This is a genomic window from Pseudomonadota bacterium (assembly GCA_022361155.1).
GTDB lineage: Bacteria > Myxococcota_A > Polyangia > Polyangiales > JAKSBK01 > JAKSBK01.
This window is the reverse complement of record JAKSBK010000336.1, coordinates 19137-37506: the sequence shown is the minus strand read 5'-3', so window position 1 is coordinate 37506 and position 18370 is coordinate 19137. Positions and strand designations below refer to the sequence as shown.

Genomic DNA, 18370 nt, shown 5'->3' with positions numbered 1-18370 from the left:
TCCGCTTCGGCTACGCCTCCTGAAGGCTTCGCCTAAAGGCGAGGGTTTTCACCCATCCCCGAGGGGAGACAAAAAAGGACATCCTTCATGCATGGCTGCCGGCTCCCTCGTAGCTCGCCTGCAGCGGCCGGAGGCTGGTGACCGATGCGGGCTAGAACAGGTCCGCGTCCGGCTCCATCAGGCTCGCGGGTCCTGCGAGCAGCTGAGCCGTCAGCGCCTTGGTCTGCGGAAGCAGACGCCGGAAAAAGAAACGCGCCACCGCCACCTTGCCGGCATAGAAGCCGTCGCTCCCATTGACCTTGGGCAGGGCGGCCGCGGCAATCCGAGCCCACATGAACGCGAACGCTACGTAACCGAACAAATGCGTGTAGTCGTTGGCGGCAGCGCCGATCGCGGCGGGGTCTTCCTTGGCCTGGGCGACGAGCTGCGCGGTGACCTCGTTCAGGTTCTGCAGTTCGGCGGCGAGCGGTTCAAGGAACTCGGCGAGCACGCTGTGCCCCCGGTTCTCCTCGATGAAAGCGCGCGCGTCGGCTTCAAACACCTTCAGCAGTCGTCCCTCGTTGGCCACGGTCTTGCGACCCATCAGGTCCATCGCCTGAACGCCGTTGGTGCCTTCGTAGATCTGCGTGATCCTGACATCGCGGACCAGCTGCTCCTGGCCGGACTCGCGGATGAACCCGTGACCGCCGAACACCTGCTGGCCCATCACCGCGGTTTCGAGCCCCTTGTCGGTCAAGAAAGCCTTGGCCACAGGAGTCAAGAGCGCGACCAGGTCTTCGGCTTTGCGTTTCTGTGCTGCATCAGCGCCGTGCTTGGCCAGGTCAAGCCACAGCGCCACGTAGCTCGAAAACGCGCGTCCGCCTTCGGTGTACGCACGCATGGAGAGCAACATGCGGCGCACGTCTGGATGCACGATGATCGGGTCGGCTTCCTGGTTCGGAAACTGCGGGCCCCGCGGACTTCGGCTCTGCAAGCGCTCGCGCGCGTACTGCACCGCGTTCTGGTACGAAGCCTCTCCCGCGCCAACGCCTTGAACGCCCACGGCCACGCGCTCGTAGTTCATCATGGTGAACATGTGGGCAAGTCCGCGGTGTGGCTCGCCGATCAGCCAGCCCTGCGCGCCGTCGTAGTCCATGACGCAAGTGGGGGAGGCTTTGATTCCCATCTTCTTCTCTAGGGAACCGCACGAGAGGGTGTTGCGCTCGGCGAGCGAGCCATCGTCGGCGACGATGAACTTGGGTACCAGAAAAAGACTGATACCCTTCGTGCCCTCGGGCGCATCCGGCAGTCTGGCCAGCACCAGGTGCAGGATGTTCTCGGCCATGTCGTGCTCGCCCCACGTGATGAAGATCTTGGTGCCCGTGATGCTGTAGCTGCCGTCGCCGCGCGGCTCGGCCTTGGTGCGTATGATGCCGAGGTCGGTGCCCGCGTGAGGCTCGGTCATGTCCATGGTTCCGGCCCAGATACCCGCGTACATGTTGGGCAGGTACTTTCTCTTGATCGCGTCGTCGGCGTGCGCATCTATCAACAAGGCCGCGCCGCTGGTCAGCATCGGGGCCAGCCCGAACGACATGCAAGCACCCTGCAGCATCTCCTCGACCTGGCTTACCAAGAGCTTGGGCATCCCCATGCCCCCGTGCTCGGGCCTGCCCGTCAACGCGTTCCAGCCGCCGTCCGCATAGGTTCGGTAGGCCTCCCGAAAGCCAGTCGCGGTCGAGACCTGACCGTCGAGCCAAGTCGACCCCTCCTCGTCACCCACTCGGTTCAAAGGCGCGATGACCCCCGTGGTGATCTTGGCCGCCTCCTCCAGGATCGCTGCAGCCGTGTCCGGGTCTACCGTCGCCCGAAGCGCCGGCACGGAAGCCCAGAGTTCCTGCGCCCTGAAGACTTCGTCAAGCAGGAACCGCACGTCTCTGAGGGGTGCCTTGTACTCGGCCATGGCGAACGCTCGTCGTGCTCTAGGAGATGCTCGGATTGGGGTTGAAGCCACCCGGAGCGCCAAAACCGCCAAAGCCGCCAGCGCCACCAGAGCCCCGCACGAGGCCGCCAAAGCCGCCTGCGCCCGCTGGCTGGTTGCCGCCGCAATGGACAAGGCTGAGTCCCAGGACGGCCACGGCCACGCTGCGTGCTCTTGGCATCAATGACAGTGTATCCCGAGCCCACTGGAGCTTACAACGTCTCGTTTTTCCGCTCTAGCGAGCATGGCTCGATGCCCGATGAGTTGACGAAGCGGGGCAGATCGTGGAGGAATTGACAGATTGGGACGGACCTGACGTGGCACGATGACGAGCATGCACAAAGCCGGTGGAGCCTTTGGGCTGGCGGCCCTGCTCGTTGCGTGCGGTGGCGCAAAGACCCCGGCCCCCGAGGAGAAGCCCTCGTACGTGATACGGAGCAGCAAGCTTCCAGCCACGTACAGCGAAGCCATGGCGCTCAACCAGGACGGCAACTGTGTCAATTACCTGCAGCGAGTCAACGACCACGGAAAGTCTTGGGAAGAGCTCGACGCCTGTCTTTCAGCGCGCGTGAACCTTGCAAGCGCGCTGTGCGTGGCCAAGCTCGGCTATACGAACAGCGCCATCGAGATGCTGCGCGTTCAGCTAAAACGCGGGCTGGCGCCGGGAGGCCATGCAGAGCTGGCGAGACTCGAAGGCGGCTCCCGCCGTCCCAAGGTAGACCAAAAAGAAGACACGGCCCTCGTTCCCACGACCCGCGTTCGTCCCGCCTATCCGCGCAAGGCCGTTGGATACGGGGTCGAGGGTTGGATCGACGCCGCATTCACCGTGACGGCGCAGGGCAGCGTCAAAGACATTGTCGTTGTCGGCGCCGAGCCCCCGGGCATGTTCGAAGATGCAGCGGCGGAGGCCTTGAGCAAGTGGCGGTACAAGCCCCCAACATACAACGGCAAGCCGGTTGCCCGAGCGTGCGAGCGGGTCAAGCTCAACTTCCAGTTCTATTCTTCGTACTAGCGAGACTACCTGTTCCTAGGGCTTCTTGAGCGGCACGCGGAACTCGACCACGATCGAATCACCCTTCTTGCCGGACACGGCCTTGGCCACGTCTCCCGTCCTGAAGTGCGCTACGATGCGATGCGTAGCGCCGGGCGCAACGAAAAACGAAGGGTGCTCCTGCAGTATCCCGTCCAGCTCGATGGTGCAATCCTCCCGCGCGAGCACGTTCTGCTCGGGATTGATGAGAAGCCATGCCCCTACGCACCTGGCCTCCACCCGCAGGAACTGGCCGCGCGTCTTGGCTAGGATGCTCCTCGCGTAGCGCGCCACCTTTCTTTCCTTCGGATACTCGTACAGCAACCGGAGCGACAAGCTGGCAGCCCTCAGCGCGTTGCCAGCTCGCTGGTGCGCCCGTATCGCTTGCAGCAGGGCCGGAGCGGCCGGCGCCATGCGATCGGCCGTCTCGAACCATTGAGCCGCGCCAGCGTACTCCCCGGCGAGATACAGGGCGGTTCCGCGGTCGTATGCTCTGGCGGCTGCCACCCGGTGCTGTGCTGACGGGCGCACCGTCTGCGCTCGCACCGGTACCAAGTCCTGAACAAGCAAGCACGCCGCCACGGCAACCGTCGCGAACGCGGACCAACCCAGATTGGCCTTCGGTCCCACTGGCATTGCATTCTCGTGCGAAGCTAGCATAGCGGCAAGTTAGGACCCGCCACAAAATAACCTGCCCACTCCCAGGCTCCAAACGCCGCTGGCTGTGTTGCCCCTCCTCGAAATTCCTCGTCGTCGCGCCTTGCTAGCGACTCCCGGTCCCCTGCGATCTGCACAGGTTATTGTGTGGCCGGTCCTTCGCATGGCCTGCTAGGGCGTTCGCTCTGAGGTGCCACGCCGGACACATGGCGGAGAAGGCGGCATTCGGCTAGACAGGAGCCGTGGGCAGCTACGACCTAACACGACTGCGGCTTCCGGTCTTGTCCGGCCCAGCGTTGAGGGCGTTTGCACGACTGGCGACGTCACGTGTCACCGGCGAGCCGATCATCAAGCAGCTGCTGGCGGCGGCAGGAGTCCCAAAGCTGCAGGGCGCACAGCTCGATGTCCCACCGACGTTTATGCCGCTGGTGCGGCCCCGCGAGGGGGAGCGCGACATGCACGAGGGAGCAAGCGATGCCTCGCCAGCGTCGAGCGTATCAGATGTGCTGTCGGCTCGTGACTTCGTGCGCGCGTACACCGAAGGCCGTGCGAGTCCACAGGAGGTAGCCGAGTCGCTGCTGCAGGCGATCGCTGCCGACGCCAGCGCCAGCCCCCCGCTTCGGGTCATGTTGGCCCACGACCCGCAAGACCTGCGCGCACAAGCCCGTGACGCGGCCGCACGCTACCGCAATGGTGGCGCCAGGGGGCCGCTCGACGGCGTGCCGGTGGTCATCAAGGACGAGCTGCACGTGGCGGGTTACCCGACCAGCGTGGGGACCGCGTTCCTGGGCCGGGAGCCAGCCTCCCAAGACGCGACCGTGGTGGCACGCCTGCGTGAGGCGGGCGCTCTGCTGGTTGGCAAGGCCAATATGTACGAGATCGGGGTGAGCCCCGAAAGCCACAACATGCACCACGGCACGGTTCGCAATCCGTACAACCGGGCCCGCCAGGCGGGCGGGAGCTCGAGCGGTCCGGCGGCCGCAGTAGCTGCCGGCCTGTGTCCCCTGGCGATCGGTGCCGACGGCGGAGGCTCGATTCGCGTGCCCGCCGCCATGTGCGGAGTCGTGGGCCTGAAGGCAACCTACGGCCGCTTCAGCGAGCACGGCGCAGCGCCCCTTTGCTGGAGCCTGGCTCACGTGGGCCCCATCGGGGCGACCGTGCAGGACGTGGCCCTCGCCTATCGGATCGCAGCGGGCCCCGACGAGCTTGATCCGACCACCCTGGCTCAACCGCCCGTCGCGCTGGGGCACCACGCAGACGGCGATCTGCGCGGCGTGCGTCTAGGCGTATTCCGGCCTTGGTTCGAGCATGCGGAGACGGAAATCGTCACGCGCTGCGACGAGCTCGTTGCCGGGTTCGAGGCTTCAGGCGCCACAGTGCAGGTCATCGAGATTCCAGGCCTCGATCTGATGCGCATTGCGCACGGGATCACCATTCTGTCGGAGATCGCCGCGGCCATGCAGCCGCACGCCGGATCGTTCCGATCGCACGCTCCTGCGGTCCAGGTGAATCTCGCACTGGGGCGATCCTTCGGCGCCCGTGACTACATTCGGGCACAGCAGGTGCGCACGCTCGCCATGCGCACCTTCGCCGCGATCTTCGAGCAGGTGGACGCGGTGATCACGCCCACGACCGCAGTGACTGCACCGGTTATCCGGCGCGGCGCGACTCCCACGGGCTGGTCTGATATGGGAAGCGTGACGGAAATCATGCGCTTCGTGGTGCCGGCCAACCTCGCGGGTTTGCCCGCCATCAGCTTCCCCGCTGGATACACTGAAGCAGGGCTCCCCATCGGAATGCAGGCGATGGCCCGACACTGGAACGAAGCGCTGCTGTTGCGGATCGCCTGCGCCGCCGAACAACAGGTAGAACGGCGGGTGCCTGGGGACTACCAACGCCTGATACAGCCCTCAGCTGCGCTCGCTGCCGCGGGTAACATTCAGCTGCAATCGGCCGCCCTCGGCGCTGATTAGCACCTGGTCCCCGCGCCCCAGCTGACCTTCGAGGATCCGCGCCGCGAGGGGCGCCTCGATCAGACGGCCGACCGTCCGGCGCATCGGTCGGGCACCAAGCTCGGGATCGAAGCCGCCGCAACGCATCAACGCGTCGATGGCGGATGCCTCGACGCGGACGGTCACTCCGTGCTTCTTGAGCGCCACGTCGCAGGCCCGACGCACCAGGCGCCCGGCAATCGCGGCCACCTGCTCGCGCCCCAGCGGCTCGAACCAAAGAGGTTCGTCGATCCGGTTCCATAACTCGGGCGGCAGCGCAGCGCGCACCCCGGCCAGCGCGTCCCGGCTGCCGGCAACGCGGCCGCTGCCGGGATCATCGTCATCGCGCCGCGGTGCACCGAAGCCGATGCGAGCAGGCGTCGCGGCGCTCTTGCTGCCCAGATTCGAGGTCATGACGATGACGGTATGGCTGAAATCCACCTTCCGGCCGCGCGAATCGGTCAGCGAGCCTTCGTCGAGGAGGGCCAGCAGCGAGAGCAGCACCTCGGGATGGGCCTTTTCGATCTCATCGAAAAGAACCAGCTGGTAGGGGCTCATGCGCACGGCCTCGGTCAACAGCCCGCCATCCTCATGCCCGACGTAGCCGGGAGGCGCACCCAGCAGGCGCGCCACCGCATGTGCCTCGCTGTATTCGCTCATGTCGAGGCGCGTCATGCGACCGGCCGGGAAGATCGCCTCGCTCACGGCCTTTGCCAGAGCCGTCTTGCCCACACCGGTGGGGCCCAGGAACAGAAAAGTCGCCAGAGGCTTACCGCCACAAAATCCCGCCGCCGTCTTGCGCAGGGTGGCGGCCACGGCAGCCACGGCACGCGCCTGACCGACGACCCGTGCGCCGAGCTCCGCTTCGAGGCTCATGAGCTTGTCCGTGTCCTGCATGAGGAGACGCTCGACGGGCACCTTGGCCTGCTCGGCGATGACTCGGGCCACGGAGGCCAGCTCCACGGTCTTGCCACCCCTGCGTCGCACGCGCGCCGCCGCCTGATCCATCACCCCGATCGCCTTGTCAGGCAGCTGCCGGCCCTGCAGATAGCGCACGGACAGCTGCACCGCGGCAGCCAGAGCCCCGGGAGCGTACCGAACGCCGTGGTGCGATTCGTACCTTTGAGCCAGCCCCGTCAAGATCCGCTCGGCGTCCGCGGCGCTGGGCTCGGCTATGTCGATGCGGGTGAAGCGACGCGCCAGCGCGGCGTCGCGTTCAAAGATGCGCCGATACTCGGTTTCGGTCGTGGCCCCGATGCAGGGCATGCTCCCGCGTGCCAGCGCCGACTTGAGCTCGTTGGCCACGTCGTCCGGACCCGCGGGCGCCCCGATCAGGGCGTGGATTTCGTCCAGAAACAGCCACAAACGGCCTGCTCCCTTTGCGGCCTCGGCCTTGATGGACGCAAGCCGCTCGGCGAGCGCTCCCCGCACCCCCGAACCAGCCACCAACGCGCCGGCCGACAACTCGACGATGCGCGTTTCGTTCAATCCGGCCGTGCCCGCCGCCCGGGTGGCGAGCTTTAGGGCCAGCCCCTCCACGATCGCGGTCTTGCCAACGCCCGGAGGTCCTACCAGCAGCGGGTTGTTCGACCTGCGGCGAGCCAAGACGTCGAGCAGCTGCTCCACCTCCGCGTCCCGACCTATCACAGGATCGATCTGCCCAGCGGCGGCCAGGGCGCTTAGATTCCGCCCCAACGCGCTGAGCGCCGGGAATTCGTCGGGGTCAAGCTCGAAAGGCTCGCGTGGTGCCGCTTCCGAACCGCGTTGGGCTGCTTCCGAACCGCGTCCGACTGGAGCGCGCTGCCTGGCGGATCGTGCCGCCATTGCGCCCGATGCCGGGGTGGGGCGGTCCTCGGTCCGGAGGGGGCGCTCGCCGGAGCTCGGTCGGCGAGGCTTGGGCAGAGGCAGCACGCGCTGGCGGGGGGGGATCGTGCGGCCTTGGCTCGCCCCCGATCCGTGCAGTCGGCGGCGGGCTCGCGGCTTGGGTGTCGCCGTTGCGTCGCTCGGACCCGCAGGGTCCGGCCGTGCCAAACGCGACAGGACTTCTTCTCTCAACGCAGCGGCCTCACACCCAAGACGATCCAGGCAGCGGCGGGCTGCCGAGCGTGGTTCTCGGGCTAGCGCTGCCAGCAGGTGGGCGGCGCCGGGCACAGTACTGTGCGACGCCGCCAACTTGTGAGCGCGCTCCACGACCAGCTCGATCGCGCTCTCGGGTTCCTCCTGCATCGAGCGCAACGTCTGCAACAGCTCGATTTCGCTGACACCGCGTCGCGACAGCAGTGCGCAGGCGGTGGCATCGTGCTGCCAAAGGGACAATAGCACATGAGCCGTCGAGACCCGCTGGCCCCTGAGCTGAGCCTCGCGCCTGGCCTTCGCCAACAAGCTGGACAGTTTACCGGCCATGGCCCGTCCTCACATTCCTCGGATACCGCCTCGGCTGCGGGCGGCCAAGTTTTCTGCACCCCCGGAAGCGTGGGACCCGCCTTGAGCCATTGCGGCCGCCCGCGGCACCCGCCAAGCTCTAGGCACTGCCAGTGCCGGCCATGACGATCGAAGAGCTCCTGCGGCGCGCCTCCTCGGGTGAGGCTGGCGCGGTTCACCTGTTGGTTGGGACCGAGCGCTTCCTGATAGAGCGGGCGGTAGCGAGGCTGCGCAAGGCCGTGTTGGGCGAAGGCCTCGCGGGCTTGAACGAAGACCGTTTCGACGCCCAGGCATCTACGGCAACGCAGATCGTGGAGGCAGCCCGCACGCTGCCCATGATGAGCAGCAGGCGGTTCGTGCTCGTCCGCGGCCTGGAGTCCGCGGACACGGCGAAGCTCGAACCCCTGGTCGCGTACTTCAAGGAGCCAAGCCCGACCACGTGCCTGGTGCTGACCGCTGAGAAGCTGCACGGGGGCACGCGGCTCAGCCGGGCAGCCAAGAAGCTCGGGTTGTGGGTCGACGTGGCACCCCTGCGGCCGGGACAGCTTTCCGCTTTTGCACGCAGCGAAGCCGCGGCCCGGGGGCACCAGCTTTCGCCGGAGGCTGCCGCCGCGCTGCTCGAAGCCACCGGCAACGATCTGGCGGGGATCGACGACGCCATCGAGAGGTTGTCGCTGTTCGTGGGCCCTCGAGCGAGCGTCGGCGTGGAGGCGGTGCAGCAGTGCGTGTCGCACCTGCGCGTGGAATCGGTCTGGACCCTCGTTGACGCGGTGAGCCAGCGAGACGCAGCAACGGCGCTGCGATCGGTCGCTTCCCTGCTTGCCGATCGCGAGCCGGCGCTGCGCATCTTGGCGCTCTTGGCCCGCCAGTTTCGGATGCTCGCGCGCATGCGGAGCGCGCTGAGGGGGGGGGCGTTGCCGCAGCAGGCAGCCCAGCAGGCGGGTGCTCCTGCCTTCAAGGCTCGCGAGCTGGCTCAGGCGAGCCGGCGCTTCGGCGCCGCGGATCTGCGACGCGCATTTTGCGTGCTTGCGCAGACCGACCGGAAGCTCAAGAACACCCGGCAGGCGCCCAGCACCGTGCTCGAGGGTGCCGTGCTCAGGTTGTGCGAGTAGTCGCGCCTCGCCAGCGGCGCCCGGTCCTCGCCGAAACACACGAGTTATCTTGAGCTGCGCGGCACGGCTCGTTCTTCGATCGTGCTGCAAAGAAGGTCAACCAGTGTATGCACTTCGGACGTACCTGAAAGCGAGGCACTGGCGCCGCCTGGGGCGCGCGGCCGCTCCTCGGAACGCACGAACACGCCGAAACCGCCTCGAGCGGCAGCCAGGCGGATCGCGGGCAGGTCGGTGAGGTCGTCGCCCACATACAGCACGCCGCGCGCGCGACAGCGCCTCGCGACGGCGGCCAGGGCACGGCCCTTGTCTCCGGGGGCGATTTCGGCCTCGAGCACGCAGCGGCCGTGACGCACGGAGAGGCCTTGGCGCGCGGCCGCCGAGCTCGCTCGCATCAGGAGTCTATCTGCCTTGCCGGGTGCCGACTGCGCCAGGTCGCGCACATGCACGGCAAGGGCGCGGGGCTTGCGTTCGATGGTCGCGCCTTTGCCAACGAGCTCGCTGTGCACCCACGAAGCAAACCCGGCGAGGCGCCGCTGCGCGTCGCTGGAAAGCTCCGGGCGCCGAGGCTCCCTTCTCGGCGGGATAACGAGCGCACCATGCTCCACGGCACGCCAGGCACTGCGGATGCGTACGACGCGGTCCAGGGATGCGGCGTCACGGCCGGTGACCAGCGCAACCCGCAGCCCCTTTGCCGCCGCCAGCCGTGTCAAGGCGCTCACCGTGGCCGGGGGTACCCTCGAGCTGCGGGGATCGGAGACAATAGGAGCCAACGTGCCGTCCACGTCGAACGCCAGCAGGATCGGCTTCGGTAGCGAGAGCACCTGGCGCGCCAATTGTGCTGGTGTGGGCTGCATTTTGACGAACCCAGAGCGCCGATCGGACCGGAGCTCCCCTAGAGCGGTCGCTCGATGTTGGACAGGAAGGTGTCGGCCCAGCGGTGCACATCAAGCTTGTGCACGACGTTTCGAAGGTTGGTCATGCGTTGCCGCACCTCGTCGTGGGGCATGCTGAGCGCTCGCTTGAGCACTCCTGCGAGCGCATCGATGTCGTGGGGATTGACCGTCAGCGCGTCGGTCAAGTAGTCCGCGGCCCCGGCAAACTCGCTCAGAACCAGCACACCATCGCAGTTCATGTGACAAACCACGTACTCTTGGGCAACGAGATTCATACCGTCCCGCAAGGGTGTGATGAACGCCACGTCCGCGGCCATGTAATGGGCGTAGAGCGCGTGTTGATCGAGGTTGCGGTACAGGTAGTGCACAGCGACCCTGCCGGTGGAGCTGTACTGGCCGTTCACGCTGCCGACCAGTCGATCGATCTCGGCTTTGAGCTCCGCGTATGCGCGTACATCCGTCCGACTGGGAACCATCACCTGTACGAAGACATAGCGATTGCGAATGGAGCGGTCGGAGCGAAGAAACTGCTCGTATGCGAGAATGCGCTCGGGAATTCCCTTGGTGTAGTCCAGCCGGTCCACGCCCAGCACGATACGGCGATTGCCCAACGCGTGGTGAATGCGTTCCACGTGCGCTGCCACGCGGGGGCCCGAAGCCAGCGTCTGGATGTCGTCCACCGGTACACCGATGGGTGCAACCGTGACCCTGACCGTGCGTCGCCCCGCGCGCACCGTCATGCGTGCCGGGTCGACGCGCAGATCCGTGACACGCTCCGCACAAGCCAGGAAGTTCATCGCGTACGAGTCGCAATGAAAGCCGATGACGTCCGCCCCCAGCAGCCCTTCGAGAATCTCGCCGCGCCACGGTAGCATCGCAAACAGATCCGGCCCTGGCCACGGCACATGACAGAACCAGCCGATGCGTGCACGGGGCCGCCTGCGCCGCAGTATCGCGGGTACGAGCATCAGGTGGTAGTCCTGCACCCATACGAGGTCGCCGGGTCGGCTCGAGTGGCAGATACTTTGCGCGAACATGTCGTTCGCATGCACGTAGTCGTGCCATGGCGCCTCTCCGATGCGGATGGTGGGCGGGAAGCTGTGGAGGGTGGGCCACAGCACGGCGTTGGATACGCCCTGATAGAAACCCTCCCGTTGCGAGGCGGTCATCGAGACGTGTGCGAGATCGTAGCCCACCTGGCCGCGTTCCGCCCCGTTCATCTGGATCTCGTCGCCGCTGACCCACACACCACCGTGATCGCGCAGCACCGGGTCCAAGGCCGTGACGAGACCCCCTGCAGCCCGCATGAGCCGGACGGCGCTGCCCTGCGTGGCCATGCGGTAGGGTCCACGGTTGGCTACGACGACCAGTCTGCCGCGGCTGCGGGTCATGGCTCGCGTCGGCGCGCTCTGCGTTTCGGGTGCTCAAACAAGGCCGTGCTCGCTGCCGAGGGCGGCCACCACCGGCCGGACTGCGTCGAAAGCAGCCGCGTTGCACGCGAGCAGACCTCTGCGGTTGCGGACATCCGTTCCCCCGTAGTGCAGCGGCTGCGCCGCCAGGTCGGTGAGCTGCCCGCCCGCGGCCCGCAACACCGCCTCGGGCGCGCACGCGTCCCACGCGCAGGATCGATCGGAGAAGAGCACGTAAAGGTCCGCTTTGCGCTCCGCAATCTGTCCGATCTTCAGGCCGACGGAACCGCTCTTGGCCGTGCGCTTGATGGCCAGCCGCTCGACGAGCTGGTCGATGTGGATGGAGCCGTGGGAGCGCGACATGATCAAGGCCAGCTCGGATGGCTCGGCCAGCTCGCTGACGCACAGGTGCGTCTCGCGGCCCTGGTAGTGAAGACTAGCGCGCTCGCCTACGACACCACGGTACAGTTTGTCGGTTACCGGCTGGTACACGACGCCGAGCTGAGCTCGCCCATCTATGGCAAGGCCGATCATCACCGAAAACTCGCCGTTCCTTGCGAGGAACTCCTTGGTTCCATCCAGCGGGTCGACGTACCAGCAGCGACCCTTGCGGAGCGCGTCGCTGGTGTCTTCCGTCTCCTCCGCCACGACGCCGTCTTGGAAACGCGCGCGCAGCCCGTTGACGATGTAGGTGTTGGCGCGCTTGTCCGCCTCGGTTACCGGATCGCTGCGACCCTTGAAATCCACGACAACGTCTGTGTGATAGAGCTCCAACAAGATACGCCCGGCCTCTCGCGCCAGGCTGGTGGCTTCCCTCAGCTCTCGCTCCAGCATGTGCGCGCACCGTAGTACCGCGAGCCCGGGGTGTCGAGCAGCACCGGCGCTACGCAAGCGACTCCGGCTTCGGGTGTGCAGTCGCGCAGGAACGTGCTACAGACGCGCCCGCTTGAGGACCAACGTTGCGGAGGTAGCGATGCACAGGGCGGCGGTTCGTGGGGAGCAGGTCGCGGCTTTGGTCGCGCAGTGCGCCAAGCTGCGCGTGCAGATTATCCAAATGCTCGAGCATTCGGGCAGCGGCCATCCCGGTGGCTCGCTTAGCATGATCGACCTTGTCGCCTCCTTGTACCAGTGCAAGCTGCGTCATGATCCTTCGCGTCCGAGCTGGCCGGAACGCGATCGTTTCGTGCTGTCGAAGGGGCATGGCGTGCCCGCCTTGTACGTCACGCTGGCACGTCATGGCTACTTCGATGAAGCCGAGCTCGGCAGCCTGCGTGCGGCGGGGTCACGCCTTCAGGGTCATCCCGTCCGCGACAGCGTGCCCGGTATCGAAAGCAGCAGCGGCTCGCTCGGACAGGGGCTGTCGATCGCTCAGGGAATGGCGTTGGCAGCCCGCCTCGATGCGCGTGACTACAGCGTTTATTGCTTGGTCGGGGATGGAGAGATCCAAGAGGGTCAGATCTGGGAGGCCGCCATGAGCGCAGCCAAGTTCGGGCTGGATAACTTGATCACCATCGTGGACAACAACCGGGCTCAATTGGATGGGTTTGTACGTGAGATCATGCCCATCGAGCCCATCGAGGCCAAGTGGCAGGCCTTCGGCTGGGACACCAAGCGTATCGATGGCCACGATCACGACCAGATTCTGGATGCCTACGACTGGGCAGGCGAGCGTCGCAGCAAGCCCAAGGTTATCGTCGCCGACACGGTCAAGGGCAAGGGAGTCTCGTTCATGGAAGACAACAACGCCTGGCATGGCGTGGCGCCGAATGCCGAGCAGGCCGCGCAAGCCATCCGTGAGATCGAATCGGCGGTGCCAGCATGAGCCAAGCGCGTTTACAGGCGGGCGCGCATGCTCGAATCAACGCGCCAGCGCAGGCCGGCCCGATCGCGACGCGCCAGGCGTTCGGTGAGGCCCTGACGGAGCTTGGTGCCGATCATCCCGAACTGCTGGTGCTGGACGCCGACCTCTCTTGCTCTACCAAGTGCTCCCTGTTCGCCAAGAGCTACCCGGAGCGCTTTTTTCAGATGGGTATCGCCGAACAGAACATGGCTGGGGTGGCCGCGGGCCTCGCGCTTTGTGGCAAGACGGTGTTCTGCTGCTCGTTCGCGTGCTTCATCGCCGGTCGCTTCGAGACGATCAAGATCTCGGTGGCCTACAATCGCGCCAACGTGAAGATCGCAGGCACCCACGCGGGGCTCGGCACGGGGGAAGACGGCTACTCCCAGATGGGCCTCGAAGATCTGGCGCTGATGCGAGCATTGCCCGGCATGCAGGTCTATCAACCGGCTGACGGCGTAGAGACGCGACGGATCGTGGCGCACCTCTTGGCTACTGCGGGCCCGGCCTATCTGCGCCTGACTCGCCAAAATCTGTCCGCCGTACACAGCGCCGAGTATCGTTTTCGCCCAGGTCGTTTGGACGTGTTGCATAGGGGTGCCGAGCTCGCACTGCTGGCGAGCGGCGGCGTGGTAGCGCATGCGCTGCGTGCATCCGAGCTCTTGCGCGCCGATGGAATCGACGCGTCCGTGGTCAACGTCCCGTCGATCAAGCCCTTCGACGACTCAGGCGTGCGGGAGCTCGCCCGGTCGCATGGGCTGATGGTGACCGTCGAGGATCACACGGTGATCGGCGGGCTCGGCAGTGCCGTGTCCGAGGCCCTTACGGGGGCCCCGGGCACGCGGGTCCACCGCCATGGAATCTTGGATGTTTTCGGCGAGAGCGGACCTCAGGCCGACCTGTACCGTCGCTTTGGGCTCGACGCCGAGGGTATCGCTGAGGTCGCACGAGCACAGCTTCGATCCCAAGGCCCCGAATGAGCGGAATTGACACGCCGGCGCTTGACTCTAACCTGGAGCGTCCATTTCAATGCGCCACTGCATGGTCCAGCACGGAAACAGTGCAACGCAGGTCAAGAGGGTGACGGATGTTTAGTGTTTTGGTTAGAGAACGCAGCGGCAACCCGAGCAGGCTCGAGTTCCATAAGCCGGAGATCAGCTTTGGGCGTCTCGATAGCAACGACGTGATGCTTCCCAAGGACAACGTGTCCAAACGGCATGCGCGTCTGATGCTCAAGGAACAGGGCTACGTCCTGTTCGACCTGCAAAGCACCAACGGAACCTACGTAAACGGGCGCAAGATCAGCTCGCCCGTAATCGTGCAGCCTGGCGACCGGATTCAGCTGGGCGATTTCTTCGTCCAGCTAGAGACCGAGGCCGAAGCGGCCGCGATCCCCTCCGAGACGCCGCCAACCGAGCCCCCACAACCCGAATCGCTGCCCTCGGCGGCACCCATGGCGCAGCCCACCGTGCCGCCGCCACCGCCCATGGCGGGCGGGGATCCAACAGTGCCTGGCGCGAGTCCCGCAGCGCCGATCCCTGCAGCTGCGGCGCCTCCGCCGCCTCCTCCCGTCGAACCGGGCACCCTGAGCCCGCCCGAACGCCTGAAGCAAGCGCTTGGCGACACCATGGAGCACTTGGCCCGTCAGATGGACGTCGTGGGAAGAGAGCAGGAGGTCTTGGCGGACTCCAGCCGCAGCCACCTGGAGCGCCGGGTGCGGGAGCTGCAGGAGTTGGGGGTCCTATCAAGCCAGCTCGACTGCGATTTCGTCATCGAGGCCGCTACCAGGGAGGCGATCGGTCTGGGTCCGCTCGACCGAATGCTGGCCGATGATCGGACGCGCGAGATCGTGATCGATGGTCCGCAAAACCTGTTCACCGACACCGGCGGCGGCTTGGAGCGCGCCGGGGCGTTCTTGTCATCGCGCGACGCCCTGCTCGCTGTGACGACACGGCTCGTCGAACGTACGGGAAGCGAGTTCGACCCCGAACAGGCTATCCAGGCCGCGGAGCTCGAGGATGGTTCCCAGGTCCAGATTCTGCTGCCTCCGGTTGCGCCCGAGGGCCCGCTGGTGACCGTGCAGCGCGTCGCGACCCAGGCGCCCACGCTCTCGCAACTGACGGAGAACGGAACGCTCTCGCAGGACATGCACGCGCTGCTTGCTTCCGCCGTATCGGAGCGCAAGTCGATCCTGGTCAGCGGCGGACCGGGTTCCGGCGTGAGCACGCTGCTGGCAGCGCTCGGGGGCGGTGCTGCCGGTACGGAGCGGGTAGTCGCCTTGGAGGCACGCCCAAGCTCCTGTGCGGCTCCGGAAGGGATCATCCGGTTGCGCCGGGATGCGACGCAGTACGGGCTGGAAGCGCTCTTTGCCGCTGCTGCGCGCCTGCGTGCCGATCGCCTGATCATGGACGATATCGGGGTCCATGACGCCGGCTCGGCGCTATTGGCCGCCACCCAGACCCCGGGGAGTCTGTTGGGCGTCCATGCGGGCTCGGTTTCGGCCGCGTTGGCGGCCCTCGATATCTTTGTCCAGAACAGCCTGGGTGGGTCCCGGGCGGCCGCGGCATCGCTAATCGCCCAGGCGATTCGGTACGCGATCCAGGTCGAGCGGCAGGGACCTCCCGGCCAACGGGTCCACCGCATAGTGAGCATTTCGCGGATCGACGGCGTGGACGAGGACGTCGTCGTGGCGCAGCCGCTGTTCAGCTACGACAACGGGTTTCGGAGGCTGAGCATCCCCCCTCCCATGGGGTAGTGTTTCTAGTGCTAGTTACCTAGTGCTTGACGTCGCCGCGGGCGAAGATGCTTGCTACAAAGGACAGCACGTCGTTCGCTGAGGCCTCGTTGTACCCGTAGTGCTTGATCAGCCGGCTCTTGATCACGTCGATCTTGTCTTGCGTTTCCTTGTCGATGACATTCGAGACTAAGCTGCTCAGCTTGATGGAATCCTTTTGATCCTCGAATAGTTTCATCTCCAACGCGCGCCGGAGGCGATCGTTCGTGTCGTAGGTGAATTTCTTCCCCTCGATCGCCAGTGCGCCGATGTAGTTCATGATCTCGCGGCGAAAGTCATCCTTGCGGTTTTCCGGAATGTCGATTTTCTCCTCGATCGAACGCATCAGCCGCTCGTCGGGGGATTCGTCGCGGCCCGTATATCGATTCTTCACTTTTTCCTTGAGCGTATAGGCGCGTACGTTGTCGATGTAGTTGGCCGCCAGGCGAGCGATGGCCCCCTCGTCCGCGCTGATAGCGCGCTGAACTTCGTTCTTCACTATCTCCTCGTACTCGCTTTTGACCACGCCGATCAGCTCGGTGAAGTTCTTGCTTTGCTCTTCGGAGGCGAGCAGCGAGTGATGCTTCAGCCCTTTCTCTAGTTCGTTGAGCACCATGAAGGGGTTGATATAGCCCTCGACCCCCTCGCGCACCAAGGCGTTCGAGATCTTGTCTTGCACGTAGCGAGGCGAGATTCCGTCGAGTCCCTCGCGTTTGGCCTCCTTGCGCAGCTCCTTGACGTTATCCTGGGTGAATCCGGGCAACACCTTGCCGTCGTACAGTTTCAGCTTCTGCAACAACGACGTTTGGTGCTTCTTGGGCTCCTCAAGCCGCGTCAACACAGCCCACATGGCCGCGACGTCAAGGGTGTGGGGCGCCACGTGCTTGCCTCGCAGACGACCCTGAGAGAAATCCTTCTCGTAGATCTTGATCTCTTCGCTCACCCTGGTGATGTAGGGGATGTCAATCTTGATCGTGCGATCGCGCAGCGCCTCCATGAACTCGTTGTTGAGGAGCTTCTTGTATTCCGCCTCGTTGGTGTGGCCGATGATGACCTCATCAATATCTGTTTGGGCGAATTTCTTGGGCTTGATCTTGTGTTCTTGAGTCGCACCCAACAGATCGTACAGAAAGGCTACGTCCAGCTTGAGAATCTCTACGAACTCCACGATGCCGCGGTTGGCGATGTTGAGCTCGCCGTCGAAGTTGAAGGCGCGGGGGTCCGAGTCGGAGCCGAACTCCGCGATCTTTCGATAGTTGATGTCCCCGGTGAGCTCGGTCGAGTCTTGGTTCTTTTCGTCCTTGGGCTGAAAGGTCCCGATTCCCACCCGGTCTTTTTCGCTCAGGATCAGGCGCTGGACTCGGACGTGGTTGCGTGTGACGGCAGCCCAGTCACCCCGGTGCTTTTGCATCAGGCCACGGAAGACGAAGCGACAGGCCGGGTCGAGGTCCCCTTCCACAACGACACGGAAACGGTCGCTGCCGAGCTTGAGCTCATCGATCGCACGGACTCGCCATTCCGGCGGTATCAGTCGTAGCGGTTCCTCGTGCATGGGGCATGCAAACCGGCCGTTGTGTACGTCGTTGCTGCCGACCAGCCCTGTATCTTCGAGATTGACCCAGCGAAACGTATACAGCGCTCCGGGCATGGTGCGTGAGTACGCTTCCAGGCCCTTCTTGAGCAAGCGAGCGATGGTGCTCTTCGAAGAGCCCACGGGACCATGCAGAAGAATGATGCGTTTTTCCGGACCGTAGCCCTGAGCCGCTGCCTGCAGCACGTGAACGAGACGCATCAGAGGGATGTCGAGCCCATGAATCGCGTCTTTGCCACGCTCGAGCGGATCCGTGAAGAAGGGGTAGCGCACCAGCCGCTTCTTGTTGTCGATGTACTCTTCCTCGCCGTAGCTGACGATCATATCGTACAGGCGCTGAAAGGCGTTGCGAGTGACCTCGGGGCGCTCACGCACGATGCTCAGGTAGTCCTCGAACGAGCCTTCCCAGTGTAGATTCTCGTATTCCTTGAAATCCTGCAGTGCCGCAATGCGCGACACCATGTCCTGCGCGGATTCATACATTTTGTCTACGACCCCTTCAGTTTTGCGGCATCCATTGCCTTCCAAGGCTAGCACCAAAGGTGGCAGCTGTAACGCGGAGGTAGCCCTTCACGAGGGTTCTTCGCTTGAAGCAGTTGTCTTGCGCGCCGCCTGAATCTGGAGGGGTTGATGTGGCAGGAGGGCGTAGGAGGGAGCAGGCGAGCTGACTCGTGCGGGATTGGCGGCCACGCTTGCCTT

Annotated in this window: 14 protein-coding genes; 6 read left to right on the top strand and 8 right to left on the bottom strand. The window is 65.2% G+C overall.

Going from position 1 to position 18370, the window contains the following annotated elements; all coding sequences use genetic code 11:
- Positions 1–151: 151 nt before the first annotated feature.
- Together MJD61_13260 and MJD61_13255 are read right to left on the bottom strand one after the other, a co-directional pair.
- Positions 152–1939, bottom strand: a complete 1788-nt coding sequence (locus MJD61_13260; GenBank protein MCG8556238.1) for an acyl-CoA dehydrogenase C-terminal domain-containing protein — start codon at positions 1937–1939, stop codon at positions 152–154.
- A gap of 19 nt (positions 1940–1958) precedes the next feature.
- The gene (locus MJD61_13255; GenBank protein MCG8556237.1) at positions 1959–2138 is read right to left on the bottom strand and encodes a hypothetical protein; all 180 of its coding nucleotides are present in this window, start codon (positions 2136–2138) and stop codon (positions 1959–1961) included.
- Between the two features lie 144 nt (positions 2139–2282).
- On the opposite strand from MJD61_13255, the gene MJD61_13250 reads away from it, so the two are divergent.
- Positions 2283–2969, top strand: a complete 687-nt coding sequence (locus tag MJD61_13250; protein MCG8556236.1) for an energy transducer TonB — start codon at positions 2283–2285, stop codon at positions 2967–2969.
- Between the two features lie 15 nt (positions 2970–2984).
- Here MJD61_13250 and MJD61_13245 read toward each other — a convergent pair whose 3' ends face one another.
- Positions 2985–3623 (bottom strand): hypothetical protein, encoded by a 639-nt coding sequence (locus MJD61_13245; GenBank protein ID MCG8556235.1) that lies wholly within the window; start codon positions 3621–3623, stop codon positions 2985–2987.
- 263 nt (positions 3624–3886) lie between these two features.
- Here MJD61_13245 and MJD61_13240 point away from each other — a divergent pair, with 263 nt between their 5' ends.
- Complete coding sequence (locus tag MJD61_13240) at positions 3887–5617, top strand: amidase (protein MCG8556234.1); 1731 nt, start codon at positions 3887–3889, stop codon at positions 5615–5617.
- Here MJD61_13240 and MJD61_13235 read toward each other — a convergent pair.
- Positions 5555–8038, bottom strand: coding sequence for an AAA family ATPase (locus MJD61_13235; GenBank protein MCG8556233.1), 2484 nt, complete (start codon positions 8036–8038; stop codon positions 5555–5557). The genes MJD61_13240 and MJD61_13235 overlap by 63 nt on opposite strands.
- Before the next feature lie 140 nt (positions 8039–8178).
- Here MJD61_13235 and holA point away from each other — a divergent pair, with 140 nt between their 5' ends.
- On the top strand, positions 8179–9168 hold the full coding sequence (gene holA, locus MJD61_13230) for a DNA polymerase III subunit delta (GenBank protein MCG8556232.1): 990 nt from the start codon (positions 8179–8181) through the stop codon (positions 9166–9168).
- A gap of 44 nt (positions 9169–9212) precedes the next feature.
- On the opposite strand, the gene otsB is transcribed toward holA, so the two are convergent.
- From otsB to MJD61_13215, 3 genes are read right to left on the bottom strand one after another with little or no spacing between them, the layout of a single operon-like run.
- Positions 9213–10022, bottom strand: coding sequence for a trehalose-phosphatase (gene otsB / locus MJD61_13225; protein ID MCG8556231.1), 810 nt, complete (start codon positions 10020–10022; stop codon positions 9213–9215).
- A 38-nt stretch (positions 10023–10060) separates the two neighbouring features.
- On the bottom strand, positions 10061–11452 hold the full coding sequence (locus MJD61_13220) for a trehalose-6-phosphate synthase (GenBank protein MCG8556230.1): 1392 nt from the start codon (positions 11450–11452) through the stop codon (positions 10061–10063).
- Positions 11453–11485: 33 nt separating this feature from the next.
- Complete coding sequence (locus MJD61_13215) at positions 11486–12304, bottom strand: 3'(2'),5'-bisphosphate nucleotidase CysQ (protein MCG8556229.1); 819 nt, start codon at positions 12302–12304, stop codon at positions 11486–11488.
- Positions 12305–12443: 139 nt separating this feature from the next.
- Between MJD61_13215 and MJD61_13210 the strand changes: the two genes are divergently transcribed.
- The 3 genes from MJD61_13210 (at position 12444) to tadA (ending at position 16062) form a co-directional block, all read left to right on the top strand.
- Positions 12444–13292 carry a transketolase gene (locus MJD61_13210; protein MCG8556228.1) on the top strand — a complete coding sequence of 283 codons (849 nt, stop codon included), beginning with the start codon at positions 12444–12446 and terminating at the stop codon, positions 13290–13292.
- On the top strand, positions 13289–14287 hold the full coding sequence (locus MJD61_13205) for a transketolase family protein (GenBank protein MCG8556227.1): 999 nt from the start codon (positions 13289–13291) through the stop codon (positions 14285–14287). The genes MJD61_13210 and MJD61_13205 overlap by 4 nt, the downstream gene beginning before the upstream one ends.
- Before the next feature lie 107 nt (positions 14288–14394).
- Positions 14395–16062, top strand: a complete 1668-nt coding sequence (tadA, locus tag MJD61_13200; GenBank protein ID MCG8556226.1) for a Flp pilus assembly complex ATPase component TadA — start codon at positions 14395–14397, stop codon at positions 16060–16062.
- A 19-nt stretch (positions 16063–16081) separates the two neighbouring features.
- On the opposite strand, the gene MJD61_13195 is transcribed toward tadA, so the two are convergent.
- Positions 16082–18154 carry a serine protein kinase gene (locus MJD61_13195; protein MCG8556225.1) on the bottom strand — a complete coding sequence of 691 codons (2073 nt, stop codon included), beginning with the start codon at positions 18152–18154 and terminating at the stop codon, positions 16082–16084.
- Between the last annotated feature and the right edge of the window lie 216 nt (positions 18155–18370).